Source organism: Chryseobacterium carnipullorum (assembly GCF_900142785.1).
GTDB classification, from domain to species: Bacteria; Bacteroidota; Bacteroidia; order Flavobacteriales; family Weeksellaceae; genus Chryseobacterium; species Chryseobacterium carnipullorum.
In genome coordinates, this window is the sequence record NZ_FRCD01000003.1 from 155,801 (window position 1) to 177,739 (window position 21,939).

The 21,939-nt window shown below is 35.1% G+C and carries 23 protein-coding genes; 10 read left to right on the forward strand and 13 right to left on the reverse strand.

Annotated features, from left to right (window positions below):
• Nucleotide 1 precedes the first annotated feature (1 nt).
• From BUC06_RS04605 to BUC06_RS04615, 3 genes are all read left to right on the forward strand, one after another.
• Nucleotides 2-937 carry a glycosyltransferase family 2 protein gene (locus tag BUC06_RS04605; RefSeq protein ID WP_073330347.1) on the forward strand — a complete coding sequence of 312 codons (936 nt, stop codon included), beginning with the start codon at nt 2-4 and terminating at the stop codon, nt 935-937.
• Between the two features lie 218 nt (nt 938-1,155).
• Nucleotides 1,156-2,100, forward strand: coding sequence for a glycosyltransferase family 2 protein (locus tag BUC06_RS04610; RefSeq protein ID WP_073330786.1), 945 nt, complete (start codon nt 1,156-1,158; stop codon nt 2,098-2,100).
• Between the two features lie 90 nt (nt 2,101-2,190).
• Entirely contained in the window at nt 2,191-3,132 is a 942-nt protein-coding gene (locus tag BUC06_RS04615; RefSeq protein WP_073330350.1) for a glycosyltransferase family 2 protein, read from the forward strand.
• Here BUC06_RS04615 and BUC06_RS04620 read toward each other — a convergent pair.
• The 10 genes from BUC06_RS04620 to BUC06_RS04665 form a co-directional block, all read right to left on the reverse strand.
• Nucleotides 3,124-4,047: a hypothetical protein gene (locus BUC06_RS04620; RefSeq protein ID WP_073330352.1), complete on the reverse strand. Its 924-nt coding sequence runs from the start codon at nt 4,045-4,047 to the stop codon at nt 3,124-3,126. The genes BUC06_RS04615 and BUC06_RS04620 overlap by 9 nt on opposite strands.
• A gap of 1 nt (nt 4,048) precedes the next feature.
• A complete protein-coding gene (locus tag BUC06_RS04625) occupies nt 4,049-5,464 on the reverse strand; it encodes an MBOAT family O-acyltransferase (RefSeq protein ID WP_073330355.1) in 1,416 nt (471 codons plus the stop codon).
• Between the two features lie 21 nt (nt 5,465-5,485).
• Complete coding sequence (locus BUC06_RS04630; RefSeq protein WP_073330357.1) at nt 5,486-6,199, reverse strand: SDR family oxidoreductase; 714 nt, start codon at nt 6,197-6,199, stop codon at nt 5,486-5,488.
• The gene (locus tag BUC06_RS04635) at nt 6,199-6,594 is read right to left on the reverse strand and encodes a MaoC/PaaZ C-terminal domain-containing protein (RefSeq protein WP_073330360.1); all 396 of its coding nucleotides are present in this window, start codon (nt 6,592-6,594) and stop codon (nt 6,199-6,201) included. Before BUC06_RS04635 ends, BUC06_RS04630 begins: the two co-directional genes overlap by 1 nt.
• Nucleotides 6,594-6,830, reverse strand: coding sequence for an acyl carrier protein (locus tag BUC06_RS04640; RefSeq protein ID WP_073330362.1), 237 nt, complete (start codon nt 6,828-6,830; stop codon nt 6,594-6,596). Before BUC06_RS04640 ends, BUC06_RS04635 begins: the two co-directional genes overlap by 1 nt.
• A gap of 22 nt (nt 6,831-6,852) precedes the next feature.
• A complete protein-coding gene (locus tag BUC06_RS04645) occupies nt 6,853-8,577 on the reverse strand; it encodes an HAD-IIIC family phosphatase (protein WP_073330365.1) in 1,725 nt (574 codons plus the stop codon).
• Between the two features lie 177 nt (nt 8,578-8,754).
• On the reverse strand, nt 8,755-9,783 hold the full coding sequence (locus BUC06_RS04650) for an acyltransferase family protein (protein WP_073330368.1): 1,029 nt from the start codon (nt 9,781-9,783) through the stop codon (nt 8,755-8,757).
• Between the two features lie 78 nt (nt 9,784-9,861).
• The gene (locus BUC06_RS04655; protein ID WP_139263294.1) at nt 9,862-10,719 is read right to left on the reverse strand and encodes a hypothetical protein; all 858 of its coding nucleotides are present in this window, start codon (nt 10,717-10,719) and stop codon (nt 9,862-9,864) included.
• Between the two features lie 117 nt (nt 10,720-10,836).
• Nucleotides 10,837-12,270, reverse strand: a complete 1,434-nt coding sequence (locus BUC06_RS04660; protein WP_073330373.1) for an MBOAT family O-acyltransferase — start codon at nt 12,268-12,270, stop codon at nt 10,837-10,839.
• Nucleotides 12,271-12,300: 30 nt separating this feature from the next.
• The gene (locus BUC06_RS04665) at nt 12,301-13,071 is read right to left on the reverse strand and encodes a class I SAM-dependent methyltransferase (RefSeq protein WP_073330376.1); all 771 of its coding nucleotides are present in this window, start codon (nt 13,069-13,071) and stop codon (nt 12,301-12,303) included.
• Nucleotides 13,072-13,170: 99 nt separating this feature from the next.
• Between BUC06_RS04665 and BUC06_RS04670 the strand changes: the two genes are divergently transcribed.
• Together BUC06_RS04670 and BUC06_RS04675 are read left to right on the forward strand one after the other, a co-directional pair.
• On the forward strand, nt 13,171-14,010 hold the full coding sequence (locus tag BUC06_RS04670; RefSeq protein ID WP_073330379.1) for a glycosyltransferase family 2 protein: 840 nt from the start codon (nt 13,171-13,173) through the stop codon (nt 14,008-14,010).
• A 2-nt stretch (nt 14,011-14,012) separates the two neighbouring features.
• The gene (locus BUC06_RS04675; RefSeq protein ID WP_073330381.1) at nt 14,013-15,173 is read left to right on the forward strand and encodes a glycosyltransferase; all 1,161 of its coding nucleotides are present in this window, start codon (nt 14,013-14,015) and stop codon (nt 15,171-15,173) included.
• Here the strand turns inward: BUC06_RS04675 and BUC06_RS04680 are convergent.
• From BUC06_RS04680 to BUC06_RS04690, 3 genes are read right to left on the reverse strand one after another with little or no spacing between them, the layout of a single operon-like run.
• Nucleotides 15,170-15,928 carry an SDR family NAD(P)-dependent oxidoreductase gene (locus BUC06_RS04680; protein ID WP_073330383.1) on the reverse strand — a complete coding sequence of 253 codons (759 nt, stop codon included), beginning with the start codon at nt 15,926-15,928 and terminating at the stop codon, nt 15,170-15,172. The genes BUC06_RS04675 and BUC06_RS04680 overlap by 4 nt on opposite strands.
• Nucleotides 15,928-16,161 (reverse strand): phosphopantetheine-binding protein, encoded by a 234-nt coding sequence (locus BUC06_RS04685; protein ID WP_073330385.1) that lies wholly within the window; start codon nt 16,159-16,161, stop codon nt 15,928-15,930. The genes BUC06_RS04680 and BUC06_RS04685 overlap by 1 nt, the downstream gene beginning before the upstream one ends.
• 29 nt (nt 16,162-16,190) lie before the next feature.
• Nucleotides 16,191-17,165 carry a ketoacyl-ACP synthase III gene (locus BUC06_RS04690; RefSeq protein ID WP_073330387.1) on the reverse strand — a complete coding sequence of 325 codons (975 nt, stop codon included), beginning with the start codon at nt 17,163-17,165 and terminating at the stop codon, nt 16,191-16,193.
• A 44-nt stretch (nt 17,166-17,209) separates the two neighbouring features.
• On the opposite strand from BUC06_RS04690, the gene BUC06_RS04695 reads away from it, so the two are divergent.
• From BUC06_RS04695 to BUC06_RS04715, 5 genes are read left to right on the forward strand one after another with little or no spacing between them, the layout of a single operon-like run.
• Entirely contained in the window at nt 17,210-17,779 is a 570-nt protein-coding gene (locus BUC06_RS04695) for an acyltransferase (RefSeq protein WP_073330389.1), read from the forward strand.
• Between the two features lie 16 nt (nt 17,780-17,795).
• Complete coding sequence (locus tag BUC06_RS04700; protein ID WP_073330392.1) at nt 17,796-18,929, forward strand: glycosyltransferase; 1,134 nt, start codon at nt 17,796-17,798, stop codon at nt 18,927-18,929.
• Nucleotides 18,884-19,891 carry a glycosyltransferase family 2 protein gene (locus tag BUC06_RS04705; RefSeq protein WP_073330394.1) on the forward strand — a complete coding sequence of 336 codons (1,008 nt, stop codon included), beginning with the start codon at nt 18,884-18,886 and terminating at the stop codon, nt 19,889-19,891. Before BUC06_RS04700 ends, BUC06_RS04705 begins: the two co-directional genes overlap by 46 nt.
• An 8-nt stretch (nt 19,892-19,899) precedes the next feature.
• On the forward strand, nt 19,900-21,048 hold the full coding sequence (locus tag BUC06_RS04710) for a glycosyltransferase (protein WP_073330397.1): 1,149 nt from the start codon (nt 19,900-19,902) through the stop codon (nt 21,046-21,048).
• 11 nt (nt 21,049-21,059) lie between these two features.
• Nucleotides 21,060-21,611 (forward strand): serine acetyltransferase, encoded by a 552-nt coding sequence (locus BUC06_RS04715; RefSeq protein ID WP_073330400.1) that lies wholly within the window; start codon nt 21,060-21,062, stop codon nt 21,609-21,611.
• Nucleotides 21,612-21,939 lie beyond the last annotated feature (328 nt).

Here is a 21,939-nt window from a genome sequence, read left to right on the forward strand (position 1 = left end):
AATGAAAATATCTGTGATCATTCCTGTATATAATGCAGAAAAGTATGTTTCTAAAGCCGTAGAATCTGCTCTGCAGTTTCGTGAAGTAGAAGAAGTGATTCTGATAGAAGATCAATCTCCGGACAATGCGCTGATGATATGCAGGGAACTTAGCCTGAAATATGACAGGGTGAAGCTATTCCAGCATCCGGATCAAGGCAATCATGGTGCCGGATCCAGCAGAAATCTCGGAATTGAAAAATCCTCTAGTGATTTCATTGCGTTTCTTGATGCTGATGATTACTTTCTTCCCAACAGATTTGATGCAGAAAGAGTGCTTTTTAAAGATCCTAGAATCGAAGGCGTTTTTAATGCAATCGGAACAGAATTCCTGACTGAAAAAGGCAAAGAAGACTTTTTATTAAATATCAATGACGAATATTTATTGACGGTGAATTATCCGGCGGAAGGACAAGAAGTTTTTAAAGGATTATTAGGTCAGACTCCCAAAAAATTTGGCACTTTTTTTACTTTGGATGCTCTGACTGTAAGAAAATCAGCTCTTGAAAAAAACAAACTGAAATTTAACGAGGAATTGCGTGTCCATCAGGACTCGGATCTGATTATTAAATTGGCCCATCATTGCCACTTAAAATCAGGGATTATAGATCAACCTGTGGCTATAAGAGGCATACATGATGATAATAGGATTACAAAAATCATCAAATATACTCCTCAGTATAATCAAAGGCAATCTCTTTTCTGGAATTCTTTATACCAATGGTCCAGGAAAAATAGAATAGATCCGGATGCCAAACGACATATTTTTCTGCAAAAAAAATCTTTTGAACTTTCTTTAAAAAAAGGTCCGGCCAAAGCAACAGCTTTATTTGCGGCAATTGTTAAAGATCCGAGAATTCTGAAAACAAAATATCGCTTCACTTATTTAAAGCAATGAAAATCAACACAATAAAATCAAAACAGGCTATAAATATCAGAGAAATTAAGCCCATGGATTGTGTCACATTCCTTTTTTAACGATAAAAACGGTTATTGTCATTGAAGTTACAGAATTTTTTGTCTTATTTTGTAGTGAAAAGAAATTGAATAGGACCGAAAGTAGCCTATTATAAAAACACAAAAATTATTTTAATTGTTCCAAAGATGAAGATGAAAATGAAAATTTCAGTTATCATTCCCGTCTACAATGCGGAGAATTTTGTTTCTCACGCGGTAGAATCAGCACTTCAGTTCGACGAAGTTTACGAAGTTATCCTGATAGAGGATCAATCTCCGGATAATGCCCTGCAGATCTGCAGGCAGCTCTCCGAAAACCATGAAAGAGTAAAATTATACCAGCATCCGGATAAAGGTAATCATGGATCGGGTCCAAGCAGAAATTTAGGAATGGAGAAAGCAACCGGTGATTTTTTAGCCTTCTTAGATGCTGATGATTACTTTCTTCCTAACCGGTTTACTGCAGAAAAAGAACTTTTTAAAAATCCTGAGGTAGAAGGCGTCTATGGAGCTCTCGGTGTGCAGTATTACTCTGAAAAAGCTAAAGAGCAGTATTACCGTTTATTCGCGGACAGGCTAACCACGATCTATAAAAAACATCATCCAAAAGATATCTTTTTCGGACTGATTCATATGCGGGGAACTTTTGGGCTTTTCAGTATTGACACACTAACAGTGAGGAGAGAATCCTTAATGAAAAAGATGAAGATACTCTTTAAATCTCATTTGAGGCTTCATGAAGATACCGAGTTTCTGCTGCGTCTGTCCTACTATCTTGATCTTTATCCGGGCAGTATTGATAAGGCTGTTGCGATAAGAGGCGTACATGAGCATAACAGAATCACAAAAGTAGACACCCATATCATAAATCCTGCTTTCTCAAGAGCTTTGTTATGGAATGAAATATACAACTGGGTACAGACAGAAGACCAGATTCCTGAAGAAGCTAAAATTCACGTCAAAAGAATGCGTCGCAGTTTTGAAATAGCCAAAGCACCCAAATTAAAAAAATGGAAAATGGTGATCAAATTTTTGTTCATTGATTACAGAAGTATAAGGTCAGGGTTGTATAATATTAACTTCAAACATTCTTTAATTCCTTAGCATAAAAATACATTATTAACTATTTGAAACTAAATCAGCTATAAAGCTTGATAGAATACTATCTTTGTCGTAGAAAATTTTAATTAAAAAATGAAAATCTCAGTAATTATCCCCGTTTACAATGCTGAAGAATTTGTTTCTCAGGCCGTAGAATCTGCACTGCAATTTGATGAAGTACATGAAGTGATTCTGGTAGAAGATAAATCTCCGGATAATGCACTTCAGGTATGCACTCAACTTGCCGAAAAGCATACAAGAGTGCGACTTTATCAGCATCCGGACAAAGGTAACCACGGCGCCGGACCCAGCAGAAATTTGGGAATAGAAAAATCTACCGGAGATTTCATTGCTTTTCTGGATGCAGATGATTATTTCCTTCCCAACCGCTTTGATGCAGAAAGGGAACTTTTCAAAAGACCCGAAGTGGAAGGAGTTTACGGAGCATTGGGGGTACATTATTATTCTGCAAAAGCTAAGGAGCAGTACTATTCCTTATTTGAAGATAAGCTTACCACCGTTTATGAAAGACATAGTCCAAAAGATGTTTTTCTTGGACAGATTTATATGTTGGGAAGTTTCGGACTTTTCAGTATTGATGCTCTTACAATCCGCAAAGAATCACTACTACAAAAAATGGACATCTTATTCCGGACCAATTTAAGGCTACATCAGGATACCGAATTTCTTTTCCGTCTTTCTTTCTATCTTGATCTTTATCCCGGAATTCTTGATGAGGCTGTAGCGGTAAGAGGGGTTCATGAAAATAACCGAATTACTCTGGTAGATTCCAAAAAAATAAATCCTGCAAGTACCCGGATTCTTTTATGGAAGGAAATTGACCGCTGGGCTCATGATGAGAACAAAGTACCTGGTAACGTAAAACAACACATCAGCAGGATGCACCGGAGCTTTGAGATCGCTAACGCCCCGCTAACGAAGAAATGGGGTATGATTCTGAAATACCTGTTGACAGATTACAAGAGTATACGTTCCGGGCTTTATAATATTAATTTCAGAGATAATTTATTTTGATTTCCTTACATCGGCTTTTATAGAATCGGCTATTTTTGAAGTAAGAATTTTACTGGATTCTCTGTACATATGATTTCCATCCGTATACACAAAATCATCCGGGTGGTCAGAAAAATCATAAAACTTGATATTCTTTTTATGGGAGAGATCTCTCATTAATCCGTTAAATTCAGGAAATCTTCCGTTTTCAAGCGTAATAATATTCTTAGAAGCCGGTATGCGGACCAGGTACACCTTCCCTTTGGGTTGCAGATAGTCTATGATCTCTGTGAGTGCCTTCATCCGTTCCTGGGACAACGTATAATTCTTCAGCATAGCTCTGTAATATTCTGTTTTTTCAGCTGTTCTTGCTGCTACAGAATCTTTGTTCATATCAATTTGAACTTCCATCCAGCCGTCTTTATGCAGGAAAGTGTTTGATCTTCCCACTTCTTCCCTGTCGAGATAAATTCTAAACCAGCTTTTGTCTAAGTTTTTAATCAGATACTCGTAATTGGGAGACATATTGTAAAAATACATATTCTTAAACGGGGAATTCTCTTCAGGAAAATCCTCTGACTTCTTTACAATATTATTGAGTGACAGGTTCCATGGATTGACGGTCAGGATAAAAATTCCATTTTTAGTATCGGGATCCAGTTTTCTTTTTAAAGCTTTAAGATAAATCGGTCCGTAAGGAGATTGCACTATATTGAGTGAAAAATTGTCAAAAGGGACTGAAAGTTTACGTTTCAAAACATCAGGTACAATCCCCTGAACACTTCTTGAATCCCCTAAAATAATATTCTTAGGCTTTTCAACGGCAAAATGCATATAATTATCGTCTGTATTGCCATCAGCATAAGACCCCAGCAATAGCAGAACTCCTGCTACTCCAATGATATAGAACGATATTTTAAATAAAAAATTTCTCATATTAAAACTGTTCGTAGATATAACTTCCGTTGGAAAACACTCCGTAATACATGATCAAGAAAATAAGAAAAACATATAAACTTCTTCTCGTCAAAGGGTTTAATCTTTTGACATCGAGCCCATGTTCCTGATCTTTATTCATCCAATCAATCAGAATCAGAATCCCAATTAATCCCAATATTTTAATCTTAATAAACTGAGGAACAGAAAAAAGTGAAATACTGAAAATCTTTCCATACATCCCTAAAGCAGCTTTCAGATCAGGCGCAGCAAAAAGAACCAGTGCAAAACATACCATTACCATTGTAAGTAATATATTCCCCAATTCTGTAAGGGTGGGAAAGTTGCCTGTTATTTTTTTCTTTTTATTTAGCTTATCTTTTACAATCAAAGGAATATAATAGAGACCGTGAAGCAGTCCAAACAATACAAATGTAAATCTCGGTCCATGCCAGGCCCCGATCAGTATAAAATTAAGAATAATCGCCGCGATAAGCCCTCTCTTTCCATAATCTCTGAACTGAATCACTAAAGGTGTAAAAACATATTCTGTCAGCCACGAAGTAAGCGATATATGCCACTTTCTCCAATATTCTGCAATATTCTGTGCAAAAAGGGGAAAAGCAAAGTTTTTGGTGATTTTAAAGCCCAGAAGCCGCGCAAATCCTACTGCCATATCAGAATATCCTGAAAAATCCGCATACAGCTCAAAAAGAAACAGAATAGCACCAAACGCCACTGTGCTGCCAGAGTGGGCTTCATAGTTTTGAAAAATTCCCTGGGTAATTGGCGTAATACTATTGGCTACTACCAGTTTTTTAAATGCTCCGTACAGGATCTGTCTTGCAGCATCAGCACCATCTTCTGCTTTAAAAATCCTTTCTTTTTTTAACTGGGGGAGCAAAAGTCCCCCTTTATCAATAGGTCCGGAAGTCATACTCGGAAAGAACGCAATATAATTGAAAAGAGCCAAAGCATCTGTCTCAGGCTTTAGCTTGTTATTTTTAATATCAAGGAAATAACTAACAATTCTAAAAGTATAAAAACTGATTCCCAGTGGTAAAATAATACTAAGCGTGATCTTATTTTTAATATCAAAAAGGTCAGCAAAGGAATCAATAAAAAATCCAAAATATTTAAAATAAAACAGGGTTCCTATAGCAAGGACCAAACCTGTATTAAGATAAATTTTCTTTGTTTTCCCATGCGTCTCAGCAATTTTGGGTCCCAAATAATAGGTAATTGCAGAACTTCCAACCAGAAGAGCCAGAAATCTCCAGTCCCAAAATCCATAAAAAATATAGCTGGAAGCCAGCAGCAAAAAATTCTGCAACTTCAGATTCTTTTTGCATACGAACCAGTAAAGACCGAAAACGCCGGTAAAAAATAGAAAAAAAGCAATAGAGGTAAACTGCATTAATCTTTGTTTAAAATCTTATTAATAGTGGGATGCATCTACAAAAAGATGGTTTCCGTTAAAATGTTTTCCACCGTTGATGCAAAGTTCTATAATATGAGCCACATCTCCGCCTTCAAGTTTATCTTTCAACGGATACCCCGAAACAATCATTTCCTTCATCCTGTCATCCATATCCTTATGAAAATCTGTCGGGATAAAAGATGGAGAAACAGAATTACAGGTAATACCGAATTTCACATTTTCAATTGCCCAGCTTTTATTCATCTGAAGCAGATAAGCTTTATTGGAATTATATACCGATGTTCCTATCGCGGGAGCGACCATAGACGAAGAAAGAATATTGATAATTCTCCCCAGTTTTTTCTTCCGGAAAATATGAATCGATTGCTGTGTGATCTGAAGAGTAGGTAGTATATTGTTCTTAAAATCCTCAAGAATTTTTTCTGCTTCTGTCTTATGAAAATAGGTGCCTATAAAACTTCCGCTGTAATAATTATTAATCAGAATATCCGGGTCAAAATTTTCAATTTCAGCCAGAAAATCTGTCATTTGTTCTTCGGAAGTAAAATCGATATGAAATGCTTTTGCATTGGGAAACCTATTCTCTATTTCTTTTGCAGAACTTTCTGAATGACAGTACGTAAATAATACTTCATACCCTTTTTCCAAAAGAAAAACATTGATTTCTTTACCTATTCCGGATGAACCTCCGGTCAAAACAACTTTTTTCACTAGAATTCTTTTATTTGTATTTTACCGGAAGCAACCGTTTTAAGGCTGGCATTAATGAACTTAAATGAAAATGTATTCACCTGCACAGCTTCTGATTGATCTGTGAGTATCGCTTCAAAATTTAACACATCATCCAGATATACCGGATTCTTGAAATTAATGTTCTGCGAAAGAATCATTACATCTTCTGTAGGAAGCAGTTCGCCAACAAAATAAGAAAGGAAACCATTCAGAATATTGCCGTGCATTACCTTGGACTGAAATCCTTTATTCTTTGCAAATTCCTCATCGGTATGCAGAGAATTACGGTCATCAAAAACAGAGATAAAACCATTATAAATATGGTCATCTACTTTAAACTGATGCTTGAAAGCCTGGTTTTCCTGAAGTATCATTATTTGGAGAGTATACAGTCGATCATTTCTCCTACATTATTCCAGCTTTGGATTTCCGAGGATGTAAAACGTACTTTAAAAGCTTTTTCCACAGCTACAATCAGCTGAATGTGAGAAAGAGAATCCCATTCTTCTATATCTTCAGCAGTGGTTTCAAAACTTAATACAATGGCATCGTTATCCAGTTCATCATGGAAAATTCCTGTCAGTTTTGCTAAAATTTCATCTTTGTTCATAATGTTTTTAGATATGATTTTATTATTTATTGTTGATATATACTTGTTTAGATTGGTAAGTGTCTATGTCAAGGACCCATTTCTCATTGTCTTCTGCAAATCCCAGTCTTTCATAATGGTCTTTTACCATCTGGTTTTTGGCTGTAGGAAGATATTCTCCGACAACATATTTGTAGCCATTTTTCTTCGCAGCTTCTACGATAGTATTCAGCGTAAAGTCCTCCATCCCTCTTTTCAGAACCCGGCAGCTCATCAGCCAGGTATCAATAAAAAGGGTCTCAGGAGTTTTCTTTTCAAGAACGATCACGCAAATCAGTCCGTTATCTCCATATTTATCCTCCAGCGTAAATGAAAAAGTATAGTGCTCTTCAGAATGGATCAGACGGTCTATATCCTGTTCCGTATATCGTATAGTTCTCAAATTAAACTGATTGGAGCGCTGGGTTAGCTGGGAAACCCGGGGTTTTGAAAAGTTGTCAAAAGATTTTACATCAGAGATCATTCCCATACTTTTCAGAAAATCTTCCACATTTGTGAAGCTATCCAGATCCACCGCACGCTGTGCCTCTACCTGGTACTGTTTTGTCCTTTCGGCATCATTTTGAGAAAAACTTGCCGTTTCAAAGAGGTTTAAACCATACAAATATTCCAGATATTCAGCCGGATCTTCCGGTAATTCGGGAACGCATACCTCAGGGAGATTTTCACGTACAATGTTTCTTTCAAAAGGATTGTCATCCAAAAACACCATAGAATCAAAACCAATATTGAGTATACTCTGTATTTTTCTGATATTATCGGCTTTGTTATCCCAATTCGCCACAAAAACTGCAATATCGTCTAGTTTAAGGACCATATCCGGATGTTTTTCAAAAGGCTCTTTGGCTTTATCCTCATCATTTTTGCTGCATACTGCAAGAATAACTCCTCTTCTCTGAAGTGCTTTGATCCAGTATTGAAATTCTGTGAATGCTTTTCCTATTCCCAGGCTTCCGATCTGGATTTTTTCAAGACCATCATCACCAATGATACCGCCCCAGGTTGTATTGTCAAGATCAAGGATCAGACATTTTTTAAACTTCCCTTCCAGAGAGGAAATAATGCCGGCTATGTGATGGGCAACAATGGGCAGTACATCCAGTGAAAGCACCATTTCGGTATTGACATAAATGCTAGGTGAAAACATAAAGTCTCTTCCCCATTTATTTTGAATAGAATTCAGGTCTGCAATAAAGAAATTATCCTGAGTAAAGGCAATCTGCGCAGACAAAAGATAATTAAGCTTATTCAACTGAAAAACGAAGGAAGATTCTACTTTATTGGCAAAATTTCCAAAAACCTGATTATTAATCGATGGAAAATTACAATAGATCACCCTGCTTTTGGTTCTGTTCTGTATATTTTGGTAAAGATCTTCAATAGAAGATATTTTATGCTCTGCAAAAGAAGGCTGTGTATCGTAGGATTTATAATATTGGCTTAATAGTTTATGAGAAGATTCAAAAATAATGGTGTAATCTGCATTAAACTCATAATATTCTGAGGTGGGATCCAGAATCTGTCTTGAAATCTGACCAAAATCTGCCTCGAAAATTTCAAACTCAAAACCTTCATTGATGGCGGTTCCTTTCAAAGCAATATTGAGAAACTGTGTAGCAGTATCGCCCAATAATGCAACTTTGATCTTCTTAAGCTGAGGAATATCTCTGCGGAGTTCCTTTTTCAATTCCGAAAAAGTTTTGTACATAAATTCTTTTATTTTATTAAAACCTTAATGTACCGTTCACCAATTCTGTCAGATCTCCATTATTCTTTTTAGAGGTCATTGAACAACCTTTATTTGTAGTGCAGATATACTTAATATATGTTTTGGGAACGTTTTTCATTTTTTTCTATTGTGTTTATTGATACAAAAATAAAGATTTTATCTGATATTTAGTTTTTTAAGATAATCTCTGAGCGGTTTTTCAACAAATTGATAAAACAGTAGGGAAGTAAGGATTAGAAAAATCAGGTAAATCCAGAATATGCTGTTGATATCTAGTGTATACTTCTGCCATTTCAGAAACTCTCTCAGGATATAAAGAATGGGAATATGGGTAATATATACCGCATAACTTGCTTCACCAAGATATTCCAGAGGCTTTAGTGAAAAAAGTTGGGTTACAAAACCATTATTACAGGAAATTAAAATAATTAGCGGAATAAAAAGCAACGCCATGAGTCCATTGTGATAAAAAAGAGGAATGAAGATCAGGGCAAGCATAATCGCTGTAAAGATCAAGACTACCGGAATATCATAATTTTTCTGTTTCAAATTATTTACAAAAAACAGTCCTGCAAGATTTCCCACCAGAAATTCGCTCACGTGCATCAGCGGAAAATAATATAAAAATTCATGACTTTCTGTATGCGGCCCTTTATAAGATGGTGAAGCTTCATAAAGATGGGAAAATACCTGGGTAACGACCCATATAACGATAGCTGCTACCCAGATGCTTTTATTTTTTTTGGAATAAAAATAATTATAGAGCAATGGAAAAATCATATAGAACAAAAACTCTACGGAAATAGACCATCCCGGAAAATTCAAGATCATAGCCTTTCCAGGGATCCAGCTTTGCAAACCAAAAAGATACAGAAATACCTTATCTGTGCTGAAGTTGGAATATCTCGTCACAAGATAGAGTAACAGCCCCATAACATATAGCGGATAGATCCTTGCAAATCTGTTTTTATAGTAGTCAAAATAGGCGATTTTTTCTTTCTTATGATAAGCCACGATCATAATAAAACCCGAAAGAATGAAAAAATAACTAACTCCTACATTGGCTTTTAGAAATATACTTGAAATATAATCTGTCTTATAGACAAACATATCCTTATTAAAATGAGAAATTACGATGGCTATCGCTGCAAGAAATCGGGTAAAGGTAATCTGACTTATCTTCATTCATGAAAGCTGTTCAACAGCATTTATTTCATTTTGACTAAAGCAATCAAGGACTTTTAAATCACTCATTATGCCCTTTTACTTCTCTATATCTTTTTGCAAAATATTTTTCAGAAAAGGCACTAATTTATTTGATAAAATTTTAGACCCTTTTTCATTCAAATGTCCATAATCCCATCTGTTTTCATAGAGGTAAAATTCAGGATATTCATCCGGATCTACAAGACTTATGACAGGAACACTGAATTTATCTTTATATACCTCAAGTTTTTTTGCATCCGGTTCTGCCGGTCCCGGAATAAACATGATAAGCTGAATATTTCTTTTTTTACATTTTCCGGCAATTTCATTGATTTTTTCAACCAAGGCTCTATTTAAACCATGCTTTTCATGATCTGCATGATATCCCGCAAGCCTATCTTTAATGACCCTTTTTAATTGATTTTCTTTAGTTCTTGGAACAACACTGTATTCCAGCGGTGAAAAGCCCTGATCTTCATAAACAAAACGATTGTAATTTTCCTGAACAGCTTTTTCATCACTATTTTTATTAAAATGAAAAACATTGAGCACAAATGAAGCCCAAGCCAGAACAACCTGTTTGTAATTGTCATTATTCAGTTGAAACTGACTTGCAAAAATTGTATTTTCATAGTTAAAAGCACCAAAACTTCTTTCTGTTTTCAGGTTCAATCTGGTAATATTTATTTTATCCTGAAGTTCAAGAACAATATATTTCGGTTTAAAAGATGGATTTTCAAGGACATATTCCAGCGTTTGGAAATTTTCTAAATTGAAACTTGCATTTGCTCCTAAGTTGTATGATTTTAAACCTTCAACATTTGCATCAAGTAATTTACAGTCAATTTGATTATTAATTTTCGAGCTCCCTATAAAGTAAAGATTGTATTCGGGATGCTTTTTTAAATATTCCATTTTTGCACTTAAAAATGGATAAGAATAATTACTGTTGGGACTTATCGCAAGCTTGATTAAGCCAATAATAAACATTATGGCTATAAATAAAGATAATATGGAAAGAAATCTTTTCATTTAAAACTGAAAATATATAAATTCATTACTCCCGAAATTAGCATAATTCAATATAAGGTAAGCTACTACAATGTAAATAACTGCCTTCATAATTGGTTTTTTCTCTTGGATTTTCAGGCCATAGTCTTGTGTTCTGTTTGCCCATTCCATTCCAAGCATAAACAAAATGAGACCAAATAAAACCGGGTTAAAAGAAGTGGGAAATGAAAATAAACTCTGACTGAAAATTCCTTTTATATACCCAATGGCATCAGAAACACTTGCTGCGCGAAAAAAAATCCAGGCAAAACAGGTCAACGCAAAAGTCATCAGAATGTTAAAAACCTCCCTGAATGAGGGAATAATTTTTCCCATTGCCACCACTTCCAGGTTATGTCTGTTTTTTTCAGCAATTAATAATGGAAGAAAAAACAGAGCGTTTAGTCCACCCCAGATAATAAAAGTCCAGTTGGCACCATGCCAGAAACCGCTTACCAGAAAGATGATAAAAGTATTTCTGATTTTCATCCACAATCCTCCTTTACTCCCCCCTAAAGGTATATAAAGATAGTCTCTGAACCATGAAGAAAGCGAAATATGCCATCTTCTCCAGAACTCCGCAATGTCTCTGGAAAAATAGGGGTATGAAAAGTTTTTTAATAATTCAATACCAAATAATCTGGACGTTCCCAGTGCAATGTCAGAATATCCCGAGAAATCGCCATAAATCTGGAAAGCGAAAAGAATGGCTCCTACAACTAGATTACTGGCACTTTCGGTAGGGTAATTATTGAATATTTCATTGACAATGGGTGCGCAATTATCAGCAATGACCATTTTCTTAAAGAAGCCCCAAAGAATCTGTGCTACCCCATCTTTTGCTTTTTCATAATCAAAAGATCTTTTTCGCTGAATCTGTGGAAGAAGATGGGTTGCTCTTTCAATAGGTCCTGCTACCAATAACGGGAAATAGCTTACAAAAACAGCATAATCCACATAATTTCTTTCTGCCGGAATCCTTTTTTTGTAAACATCTATAACGTATGATAAGCCATGGAAAGTATAGAATGAGATACCAACGGGTAAAATCACCTTTAGAATCCACATATTGACCCCAAAACCAAATGTTTTTAATAATTCAGCAAAGTTTTCAATGAAAAAATTATAGTATTTAAAGAATCCTAAGAAACCCAGATTGATCGTAATACTTAAGACAAGCCAGAATGTGGCCTGCTTTTTTGTCTTACTGTTTTCTATTTGAATACCTGAAAAATAATCCAGCAGGATAGAAAACACAAGAAGAAACAGGAAACGCCAATCCCAACAGCCATAGAAATAGAAACTGGCCGCTAATAAAAGCATATTCTGGAATTTATAATTTTTATTACAGACACACCAGTACAGAATAAAAATTACAGGCAGAAAAATGAGAAAAGCAATAGAATTAAAGAGCATAAAGTTTTCTTTAATGTAGTAAGTATAAAATTACTTTATGAAAACTCCAATATATTTCCCTTCATACTCTACTACTGTGGTATCTATATTATTTTTTTCACAAAAATCCTGATAAGCAGAATTATCACCAATGTCGTCACTGATAAAAACCCCACCTTTTTTGAGGTGTTTATATAAGACTTCATAAGCCCACATCCTGCCGTTATAGCTTTTATCTGAGTCATAATGAAGAACATCAAAAACAGAATTTTCAGCAAAAATTTTGGGAAGTGATTCTTTGTCTGCAAAACGGAATAATTTCCAGCTTTTTTTAAGGTTATCCGGCACTACGTACCCCACATACTGATCACCGTCCTGCGCCAGATAGGGCATATCCGAACTGTACAATATCCCGTTTCTTTTCACCAAAGACAGAAGGGAAGCCAATGATGACCATCCGTAGGCTACTCCCGTTTCCACGACATTCTTTGCGTGGGTAAATTCACATGCATAGTAAATCAGCTCCAGAGCTCCCGGACCACCCATTTTTACCGGACAATCTTGCTCCCTCTGTGCAGCTGTCTTTAAAACATCTGCATAACCGTTCCTAAACTCACTTATATCAAGACCAAACAACCTAGATACCGCTTCCGTTTGGGAAACGGATCTTTCTGAAGCCCAGGAATTCGTTTTATCCTTTCCTTTAAAGGCATTGCCTCTGTTGACTGTATTTTTTATGATTTTCCGGCCAAGTTCCGGATAAAGATCGGGTCTTTTCAAATACCCTAGAAATGTTTTGAGAACTCTATTTATTTCACTCACTGTGTTAAAGTTTAATCCACAAAAATAAATATTTTTCTGTAATGTTTAATTTTTATATTTGTAAAAAATTTATTAATTCAAAAAACACTTATATGTCCAATGAAGTTTTCTATCCTGATAGCTAATTATAATAATGGTAAATTTTTCAAAACCTGCTATGATTCCATTATTGCACAAACTTATGACAATTGGGAAGCTATCATCCTTGACGACTGCTCTACAGACAATTCTTTAGAAGTCATAAAAGGAATAGTTGGAAACGACCCTCGCTTCAAAATATACGAAAACACAAAAAACAGTGGTGTAGGAGTTACAAAAAACAAACTCATTGAGCTTGGAGAAGGTAACATCTGTGGTTTTGTAGATCCTGATGATGCCATTTCTCCCAATGCGTTGCTTTCAAGCATTACCATTTTCAAGAAAAACAGTAGTGTCGTACTTACCTACTCAAAATTTGTAAAGTGTGACGAAAACCTTGTTCCGATAGAGATTCCTAAACTTACAATGAGTGTTCCCAATAATGATCCGTACTTTTTTAATTGTCCGGTTCATATTGTTCATTTCGTGAGTTTCAGAAAAGACGTTTATAACCAGACTGAAAAGATGGATACCGTCATGAGAATTGCTGAAGATCAGGATCTGTATTTAAAAATGTATGAAAAAGGAAAAGTTCAGTTTATCAACGAGGCTCACTATCTTTACAGAACACATTCAGGAGGAATTTCCCAAAATGAAAACAGACCCAAATCCCGTGAGTATTTTGCAAAGGTAATTTTCAATGCCATGAAACGCAGAAATCTAAAGACTATAAACGGTAAAGCTGTCCCAAACGAGTACAGCAACTCTACCGAAATTTATAGTTTACTAGAATATCAAAGTTCAATTCTTTTTAGGATTAAGAAAAAATTAAAAATATTTGTACAACAAGTATTTAGTTAATCATGAAGAAAAATAAAATTAATGTACTTTTCAGACACCGCTCTATGGAAATGGGAGGGGTAGAAAAAGTGGTTCTCAGTATTCTCCATAATCTTGATCCTGAAAAATTTGATATCACAGTCTGCCTGAATCTGAATCAGGGAGAACTTAGAAATGAATTTCCGGCCCATGTAAAAAAGGTCTACTTTACAGAGGGGAAGGAAGATTTCTCTAAAAACCCTCTTATCCATAAACTGCAGTTGGTCCGCAGAAGGCTGATGCTTGCCCGTATTTTGAAAAATAATAAAGTGTCAGACCGCATTTTAGGAAATAAAAAATTTGATATCGAGATTGCTCCTACCTATTCAGCATTTTCATCGGTCATCAATTCAAGCAACAAAGCGTCTAAAAAAATTGGATGGTTCCATTCTGAGATCAACGTACTCTCTCTGCAACCCCTGGTTGCTGATATCCTTAAAAACTTTCCGGAATTCGACCATATAATCTATTGTTCACAAAAAATCAAAGATCTGATGCACGAGCATTATCCTGATCTAAAATACCCCCAGGAAAGTGTGGTAATCAATGCCATCCCTATCGATGAAATAAAACAAAAAGCCGAAGAAAAGATAGAAGCTCTTCCTGAAGGCCCCGTTTTTGTTTCCGTCGGGAGACTGCACAGCAGAAAAGGGTATCACAAACTTATTGATGCTCACAAGAGGTTAATAGATGAAGGTTTTCATCATAGTATTGTGGTCGTAGGAAGTGGCGAAGAAATGAAGAATCTTACGGATCAGATCTCTAAACATAGTGTTCAGGAAACATTTATTTTATTAGGAAACAGAATGAATCCCTATCCCTATGTAAAAAATGCAGATTACTTCATTTTACCTTCCGAATCGGAGGCATGGCCCCTGGTAATTGCGGAAGCACTGATCCTTCAAAAACCCATTATCGCAACCAATACCGGAGATGTAGGAGTGATGATTAAAGATCAGGAAACCGGATACCTCATCAATTATGAAACTGATGAAATGTATTCTGCTATGAAAAAATTTCTAACAGATCATGAACTTCTTTCTAAAATCAGAAAAAATCTGGAAAACATAGAGGACCAGTTTGATAATCAAAAAATATTTGATACGGTGGAAAGTATTCTTGAGGATCTTTATCAAAAGAATTAATGGGCGGAATACCCTCCGTCTACGACAAGATTAGATCCTGTAATCCATTTTGAAGCTTCTGAAAGTAAGAAGATACATGCATTGGCCACATCTTCAGGTTGTCCTATTCCCAATGGATGTTTTTTAAGAATTTCTCCAGCAGCATCTTCACCAATATTTTCAAACATTTTTTCCAATATCGGCGTATGTACCATTGCTGGACTTACGCTGTTGACCCTTATTCCACTTCGTGACAGCTCCATCGCAAGAGAACGTGCTCCTGAAACTACCGCCCCCTTACTTGCCGAATAAGCCGCCTTTCCAATCTCTCCTACCACTCCTGCTACTGAAGAAATGAAGACAAAACTAGACGTTTCGTTTTTATATTTTTTCAGGGACAGGATTTTAGCAATTTCAAAACCGGAAATAACGTTAACGGCGAAAATATCTGTATAAATCTGAGCGGTGTGCTTCTTCAACGGAAGTGTTTTTTCTATTCCTGCACAGTGGATAAATCCTGAAATCTTACCTAAGATTGATACTTTATCAGCGATCAGCTCTTCAAGGTTTTCAGCATTCGTAATATCTGCAATAATGGTTTCTGTTCTGGTACCAGGAGTCAGCATCGATACCGTTTTCTGCAGTTCTTCTTCATTTCTTGCTATAAGTATAAGATGGGCACCACTCCTGCTGCATTCTACAGAACAGCTTCTTCCAATACCGGAAGAAGCGCCTGTAATAAGAATTATTCTATCTTTTAAAGAAAACTGATTCATTAATCTTCAAAATTTTCTTTACCGATAATATTCATAAGATCAGAAACAGTTTCTATATCCTTAAAATGCTTTGTATCAATTTTCTTATCGAAATTTTCATCAACAAATGCAATCACGGAAAGCAGACTGATAGAATCATAACTTTCCAGTTGCTTCAAGTTCGTTTCAAGTGTAAGTGTTTCGTCTTCTTCTAATTCTTCCTGTAATTTCTCTAAAAAAACGGATGTCTTCATATTCTTTATTTTAATATTTATGTTATTCTTTAAATTTCAAGTATCGTTGCTCCCCACGAATATCCTACTCCAAAACCGGCAATCAATATACGGTCTCCTTCTTTAAGTATTGCTTTATCCATCATATTTTTCAGGGCAATCGGAATCGTTGCTGATACGGTATTGCCTGTATATTCCATATCAATATAAAATTTTTCTGACGGTATTTTAGTTTTTTTTCTTAGGTAATTCAACATAAAAGAATTAGCCTGGTGAAAAACAAAATAATCAATATCCTCCATCGTGAGGCCGTTTGTTTCTAAAGTTTCTTTTACCAATCCCGGAACATTGTCAATTGTAAAATTAAAAATCTCAGGTCCGTTCATGTAAAGATTTTCCGGTTCAAAATCATTTTCAGGATTCAGTTCAAAATCTGTTTTAAAAGCTCCTTTTTTTACAATAAGATTTTCAGCACCACTTCCGTCTGTTCCAAGACAGAACTGATAATCTTTGCTATTTGCACACTTCTCTACAATTACGGATGCTGATGCATCACCAAATATACTTCGGTTTGCCTTATCCTTAGGATTGATATGCTTTGTATAAGTTTCTGATGTGATCAGTAAAATACTTTTTGCAATACCGGCAGCAATTAATCCTTTAGCAAAAGCCAGTCCATAAACAAATCCGGAACAGCCCAAGTTAAAATCTATAGCTCCAATATTTCTCCGAAGTCCCAGCCTATCCTGGAGTATACAGGCAGTTGTTGGTAGAAAATAGTCAGGACTTTGGGTACAGAAAAGGATAAAATCTACTTTATTTCTGTCATAATTCTCAAAAAGTTTTTCTGAAGACTTTACTGCAAGCTCCAGTACAGTCTCGCTGTCTGAGGAAATGTGGCGCTGCCTGATACCCACCTTATCATGGATTCTATCTGAACTCCACTCAGGGAATTCTTTCTCAAGATCCTCATTAGTAAGAACCTGCTGAGGCAAATAATATTCTATTTTGGAAACTTTTATCATATAAATTCTTTTTCTTTGCAAAAGTAAACAACAAATTTACAATAATGATCTTCATATTCAGAATCGTACTGAAAATATATTCCGTCTGTCACGGCTTTATCAATAAGGCCAACCTTGAAGTTGCTAAATTTCATGGTATGAAAGTCGGAAGAAATTTCAATATGCCGGACAAAATTTATTTTGGGACTGAACCTTATCTCATTGAAATAGGTAATGATGTAAATATCGCTGCAGGGGTAAGATTTGTAAATCATGGAGGTACGACTACCCTTCTGAGAAAACTTCCAGGCTATGAGGATGCCAGAATTCTTGGAAGAATTAAAATCGGGAATAACAGTACAATCGGTATTAATTGCGTAATCACTCATGATGTACAGATCGGCAACAATTGCATTTTGGGGGCCAATTCAGTTTTATCACAGTCTATGCCTGACAACACCGTTTTCATTGGCAATCCGGCTCAGTTCCTTTGCACAATAGAAGATTACGGCGACATTGTTTTGAAGAGCAGTCCTGTATATCCAAGAGAACTTGAAAAAGACAGAAAAAAATTAGATGAATATATTAAGGCTAACCTCCCCTATAAATTTAAAAAAGCCAGAAGAATAAGATAAAAACACAAAAAACATAATGAACCGAAAAAAAATTCTATTTGTATATTATCAAAATATACAAATTGGCGGGGTGGCTAAAGTACTCACAAATTTGACTTCAGAACTGGTTGAAAATGGATATGATGTGGATATTCTTTTCTTAATGGACACCCATCCGGATTTTTATCCTGTCAATACAAAAATCACCAAATATTATATAGATTCTTTTGCAAATAAATACTCAAAATTTGCCACTCATATCAATAAGAAATACAAATTCATTCCTAAAATATATAATATTCATTCCTATTTCTATGATTTAGGATCGTATGTTGTTTTAAAAGATTGGATTAGAGAAAATCATCATCATTATGACACCATTGTTTCTTGCTGGTATAAACTTTCTACAATGCTTTCCGGTGAAAAGAATATCAGTCAAAAAACTATCGCCTGGGAACACTCTTCCTTTCGTGTTGGCGGTGTATTATATGATAAATTATTAAGGAAGAACTATAAAAAGCTTAAGAGCATTATCTGTATCAATAAACCTTCTGTAGCATATTACGAAAGACTTAATAAGACTTTTTTTATTCCGAATATGATTGATGAAATTTTTGAGGAGCAAAAGTCTATTACAATTGATCAAAAAGAGAATATTATAAGTTTTGTAGGCAGATTAGATAAAACAAAAAATGTCATTGAACTGGTAAAAATATTTCATGACACCCAGAAAACGTCAGATTGGAAATTACAAATTATCGGAGACGGGCCTGAAAGACAAAACATTACACAGTATATTAAAGATAATAATTTAGAAAATACTATTTTTCTATTGGGAATAAAGAACCCCTATGAAATATCTCAACTCTTAGGAAAATCTAAAATATTTGCATTCACTTCCCTAAGCGAAGCATTTGGTTTAGCACTGGTTGAGGCCATGTTTTGCAGCAATGCTATTGTTTCCTATGACTGCGAATTTGGTCCCGCTGATATCATTAACGAAAAGAATGGATTTCTGATACCTTTGCATAACCAACAACTATTTGCTGAAAAACTTGAACTCCTTATCAATAATGATCAATTATTAGACAGTCTTATACAGTCTTCATATGCTGAATCCAATACATGGAAGAAAGAAAAAATAATACAGCAATGGGAAAAAATCCTTTAGAAAAAAGCATCCATATATCTATTATCGTTCCTGTATATAATTCTGCTGATTTTTTACATCAGTGTGTCGATTCCATTTTAGGGCAGACTTACAGAGAGTTTGAATTGCTTTTAATCAATGACGGCTCCAGTGATGATTCTTTAAAAATAATGAATTCTTTTGCTGAACAGGACTCAAGAATTCAGGTCATTGATAAAGTTAAGAATAGTGGGGTGAGCGATACAAGAAATATTGGAATTTCCCTTGCTAAAGGAAAGACGATCTGTTTCATTGATTCTGATGATTGGGTTGAAAAAAACTATCTTCAGGTTTTTATTGACAATTATGTATCATCTGACATTTTACTCCTTCAGAATGTTATTCGGGATAAGCCCAGAAACTTACACTATAAAACCTATAACCTACAAAACGACTTTACAGAATTATTTCTCAGCAATAATTTATTATATTTCGGAGGTCCGTGTGGGAAATTTTTTGAAAGAGAAATAATAACAAAAAACAATATCACTTTTAACAGCGAAGTGAGCTATGGGGAAGATTTGATATTTTTCCTGGAATATATCAAACAAATTCAGGCTATAAACATTATCAATGCAGCGCTCTATCATTATGAATTTACAGAGAATTCTCTAAGCAGAACCAAACATTCTTTTGATTCTTTATTCATATTACACTCTGCCATAGCGGATTTTATTTTTTTCCATCATCAACAAACAGGAAAAAAAATAAAAAAATATATTTATCAGGTTGATTGGGACATAATTGAAGCCTGCATAGATCAAGGCATTATAGGAAAAAAACTCAATAAGGAAGATTCATATATCTGCATGAGTAAGATAAAAGCAACTATTGATAAAAATCACTTTCTATACTCCGGCTATTACCGGAAAGTTTTATTTTTGTTACTTAAAACCAAACAGTATCAATTGCTGCTACAATTAAAAAAAAGACTAAATAAATAATATCTATTATTTTGAAGAAAAAAATATTGATCCGAATTGGTTCCCTACGCCATGGTGGTGCTGAAAAAGTTCTTATCAACTTTCTCAAAAATCTTCCTGAGGACAAATATGATGTAGACCTGCTGATTAACCTTTATACAGGAATGTATATTAAGGAAGTCCCATCATGGGTCAATCTGCACTACCTGATTAAAGGGGAAATGATCACAACCAATAAGCCTCACGAAATTCCGGTGAAAGCATTCAGAGTGCTTTATCAGAAAATGTTTCTGCTATTTCCCTCTCTACTTTATAAATTTGTACTTCAAAATAAAAAATATGATGTAGAAATAGCAGCTATTCATGGGATGTACCGGGAGTTGCTTTCTAGTCCGCAAAAGGATTCAAAAAAAATCATCTGGATACAGAATGACATTTTTAATCTGAAAGAATATACTCCGGATGTGATCAGACAGCTTTTCAAATTCGACCGAATTTTGGTTATTTCCAACAAACTGAAAGAAGAAATGCAGAAGGTGGCCCGGAATGATAAAGAAAAGAAAGCGGTTATTAAAATCTTTAACCCCATTGACAAAACAGATACACTAAATAAGGCAAATACTGCCATCGATGATTATCCTTTTTCCAATGAAATCCCAACTTTCATAACCATTGGAACGGTTTATCCACAGAAAGGCTATGACAGGCTTCTGGATGTCCATAAAAAACTGATGGATGAGGGATTAAAACATCAGATCATCATTATTGGAGATGGTTTCGATTACGAAAATATTCAGACAAAACTTAATCATTTAGGGCTTCAGGAAACGGTAAAAATGTTAGGTTTCAGAAGCAATCCTTATCCTTACCTGAAAAAAGCTGATTTTTATGTGATGTCTTCGAGACATGAAGGCTTCCCTACTATTATTGCAGAAGCATTAATTTTGAATAAGCCTGTTGTATCGACAGATGTTTCCGGAATAAAAGATCTACTTCAGGAAGGAAAATTAGGAATTATTACTCCCAACTCAGAGGACGGGATCTGTGAGGGAATGAAAAAATTCCTTACGGATCCGGACCTTGCAGGCCGTTACGAAAAAGAAATTGCGGCAGCTGATCTGCCTTTTGTTCTGCAGAAATCTGTAGCGAAACTTCAGGAAATTATTGACGAATTATAAATATTTTTAGAATGGGTTATACAGTGATACAAAAAGATTTTTACAGGGAAAGCGGAAAATGGCTCTCTTCATTTGAGATCTGGAAAAAGTGTATCAATCCGAACCTGCATTTTATTTATATTCTGAGAAAAGCTCAACAATATAGCGGCAAATCAGTTTTAGGAATATTCTGGAAACTGGTTCTCCGACATTATCAAATAAAATACGGCTACCAGATCTATCCTGAAACTGAAATTGGGGAAGGTTTTTACCTGGGACACTGGGGAAGCCTGGTCATCAATCCTAAAGCTAAAATTGGGAAAAACTGTAACCTTGCTCAAGGCGTAACCATAGGTCAGCAAAATCGTGGAAAATTAAAGGGTTTTCCCACCATTGGTGATGAAGTATGGATTGGAGCAAACGCTGTCATCGTAGGCGGGATTACGATTGGAAACAATGTTTTAATTGCCCCTAATTCTTATGTTAATTTTGATGTTCCGGCAAATTCTGTAGTCCTTGGAAATCCAGGAACAATTACCCCAACAGAAAGAGCGACAGAGGCATACATCAACAATAAAGTATAAAAGTTCTTTCTATAGATTTATATCTACAGAAGTTTTTTTTCATAAAAAGTCAATTTTTCTATTGTGGGGGAAAATTATTTTATCCATTTTTGTTAAAGAAATTTTAAACACTAAAGTTTGTCTTAAATTTTAAATATTTCAAAAACACAACAAAAACTTATAAAAACACAACACATGAAAAAAACTCACAGCTTCAACATGATGCATGTTTCTGTACTGCCTCATTTTTCATCAATGCAAAAACTTATCCGGTCAGGAATCTGGTTTAACGCACAGATATAGCCTAAAATTAAAAACAGCACTTATTTTATCTATTACAGAACGTTCA

Excerpts from the sequence above, each read along its gene's own strand:
- BUC06_RS04605 (WP_073330347.1), top strand. The coding sequence starts at position 2 with ATGAAAATATCTGTGATCATTCCTGTATATAATGCAGAAAAGTATGTT.
- BUC06_RS04610 (WP_073330786.1), top strand. The coding sequence starts at position 1,156 with ATGAAAATTTCAGTTATCATTCCCGTCTACAATGCGGAGAATTTTGTT.
- BUC06_RS04615 (WP_073330350.1), top strand. The coding sequence starts at position 2,191 with ATGAAAATCTCAGTAATTATCCCCGTTTACAATGCTGAAGAATTTGTT.
- BUC06_RS04620 (WP_073330352.1), bottom strand. The coding sequence starts at position 4,047 with ATGAGAAATTTTTTATTTAAAATATCGTTCTATATCATTGGAGTAGCA.
- BUC06_RS04625 (WP_073330355.1), bottom strand. The coding sequence starts at position 5,464 with ATGCAGTTTACCTCTATTGCTTTTTTTCTATTTTTTACCGGCGTTTTC.
- BUC06_RS04635 (WP_073330360.1), bottom strand. The coding sequence starts at position 6,594 with ATGATACTTCAGGAAAACCAGGCTTTCAAGCATCAGTTTAAAGTAGAT.
- BUC06_RS04640 (WP_073330362.1), bottom strand. The coding sequence starts at position 6,830 with ATGAACAAAGATGAAATTTTAGCAAAACTGACAGGAATTTTCCATGAT.
- BUC06_RS04645 (WP_073330365.1), bottom strand. The coding sequence starts at position 8,577 with ATGTACAAAACTTTTTCGGAATTGAAAAAGGAACTCCGCAGAGATATT.
- BUC06_RS04650 (WP_073330368.1), bottom strand. The coding sequence starts at position 9,783 with ATGAAGATAAGTCAGATTACCTTTACCCGATTTCTTGCAGCGATAGCC.
- BUC06_RS04655 (WP_139263294.1), bottom strand. The coding sequence starts at position 10,719 with ATGGAATATTTAAAAAAGCATCCCGAATACAATCTTTACTTTATAGGG.
- BUC06_RS04660 (WP_073330373.1), bottom strand. The coding sequence starts at position 12,270 with ATGCTCTTTAATTCTATTGCTTTTCTCATTTTTCTGCCTGTAATTTTT.
- BUC06_RS04670 (WP_073330379.1), top strand. The coding sequence starts at position 13,171 with ATGAAGTTTTCTATCCTGATAGCTAATTATAATAATGGTAAATTTTTC.
- BUC06_RS04675 (WP_073330381.1), top strand. The coding sequence starts at position 14,013 with ATGAAGAAAAATAAAATTAATGTACTTTTCAGACACCGCTCTATGGAA.
- BUC06_RS04680 (WP_073330383.1), bottom strand. The coding sequence starts at position 15,928 with ATGAATCAGTTTTCTTTAAAAGATAGAATAATTCTTATTACAGGCGCT.
- BUC06_RS04685 (WP_073330385.1), bottom strand. The coding sequence starts at position 16,161 with ATGAAGACATCCGTTTTTTTAGAGAAATTACAGGAAGAATTAGAAGAA.
- BUC06_RS04690 (WP_073330387.1), bottom strand. The coding sequence starts at position 17,165 with ATGATAAAAGTTTCCAAAATAGAATATTATTTGCCTCAGCAGGTTCTT.
- BUC06_RS04695 (WP_073330389.1), top strand. The coding sequence starts at position 17,210 with ATGATCTTCATATTCAGAATCGTACTGAAAATATATTCCGTCTGTCAC.
- BUC06_RS04700 (WP_073330392.1), top strand. The coding sequence starts at position 17,796 with ATGAACCGAAAAAAAATTCTATTTGTATATTATCAAAATATACAAATT.
- BUC06_RS04705 (WP_073330394.1), top strand. The coding sequence starts at position 18,884 with ATGGAAGAAAGAAAAAATAATACAGCAATGGGAAAAAATCCTTTAGAA.
- BUC06_RS04715 (WP_073330400.1), top strand. The coding sequence starts at position 21,060 with ATGGGTTATACAGTGATACAAAAAGATTTTTACAGGGAAAGCGGAAAA.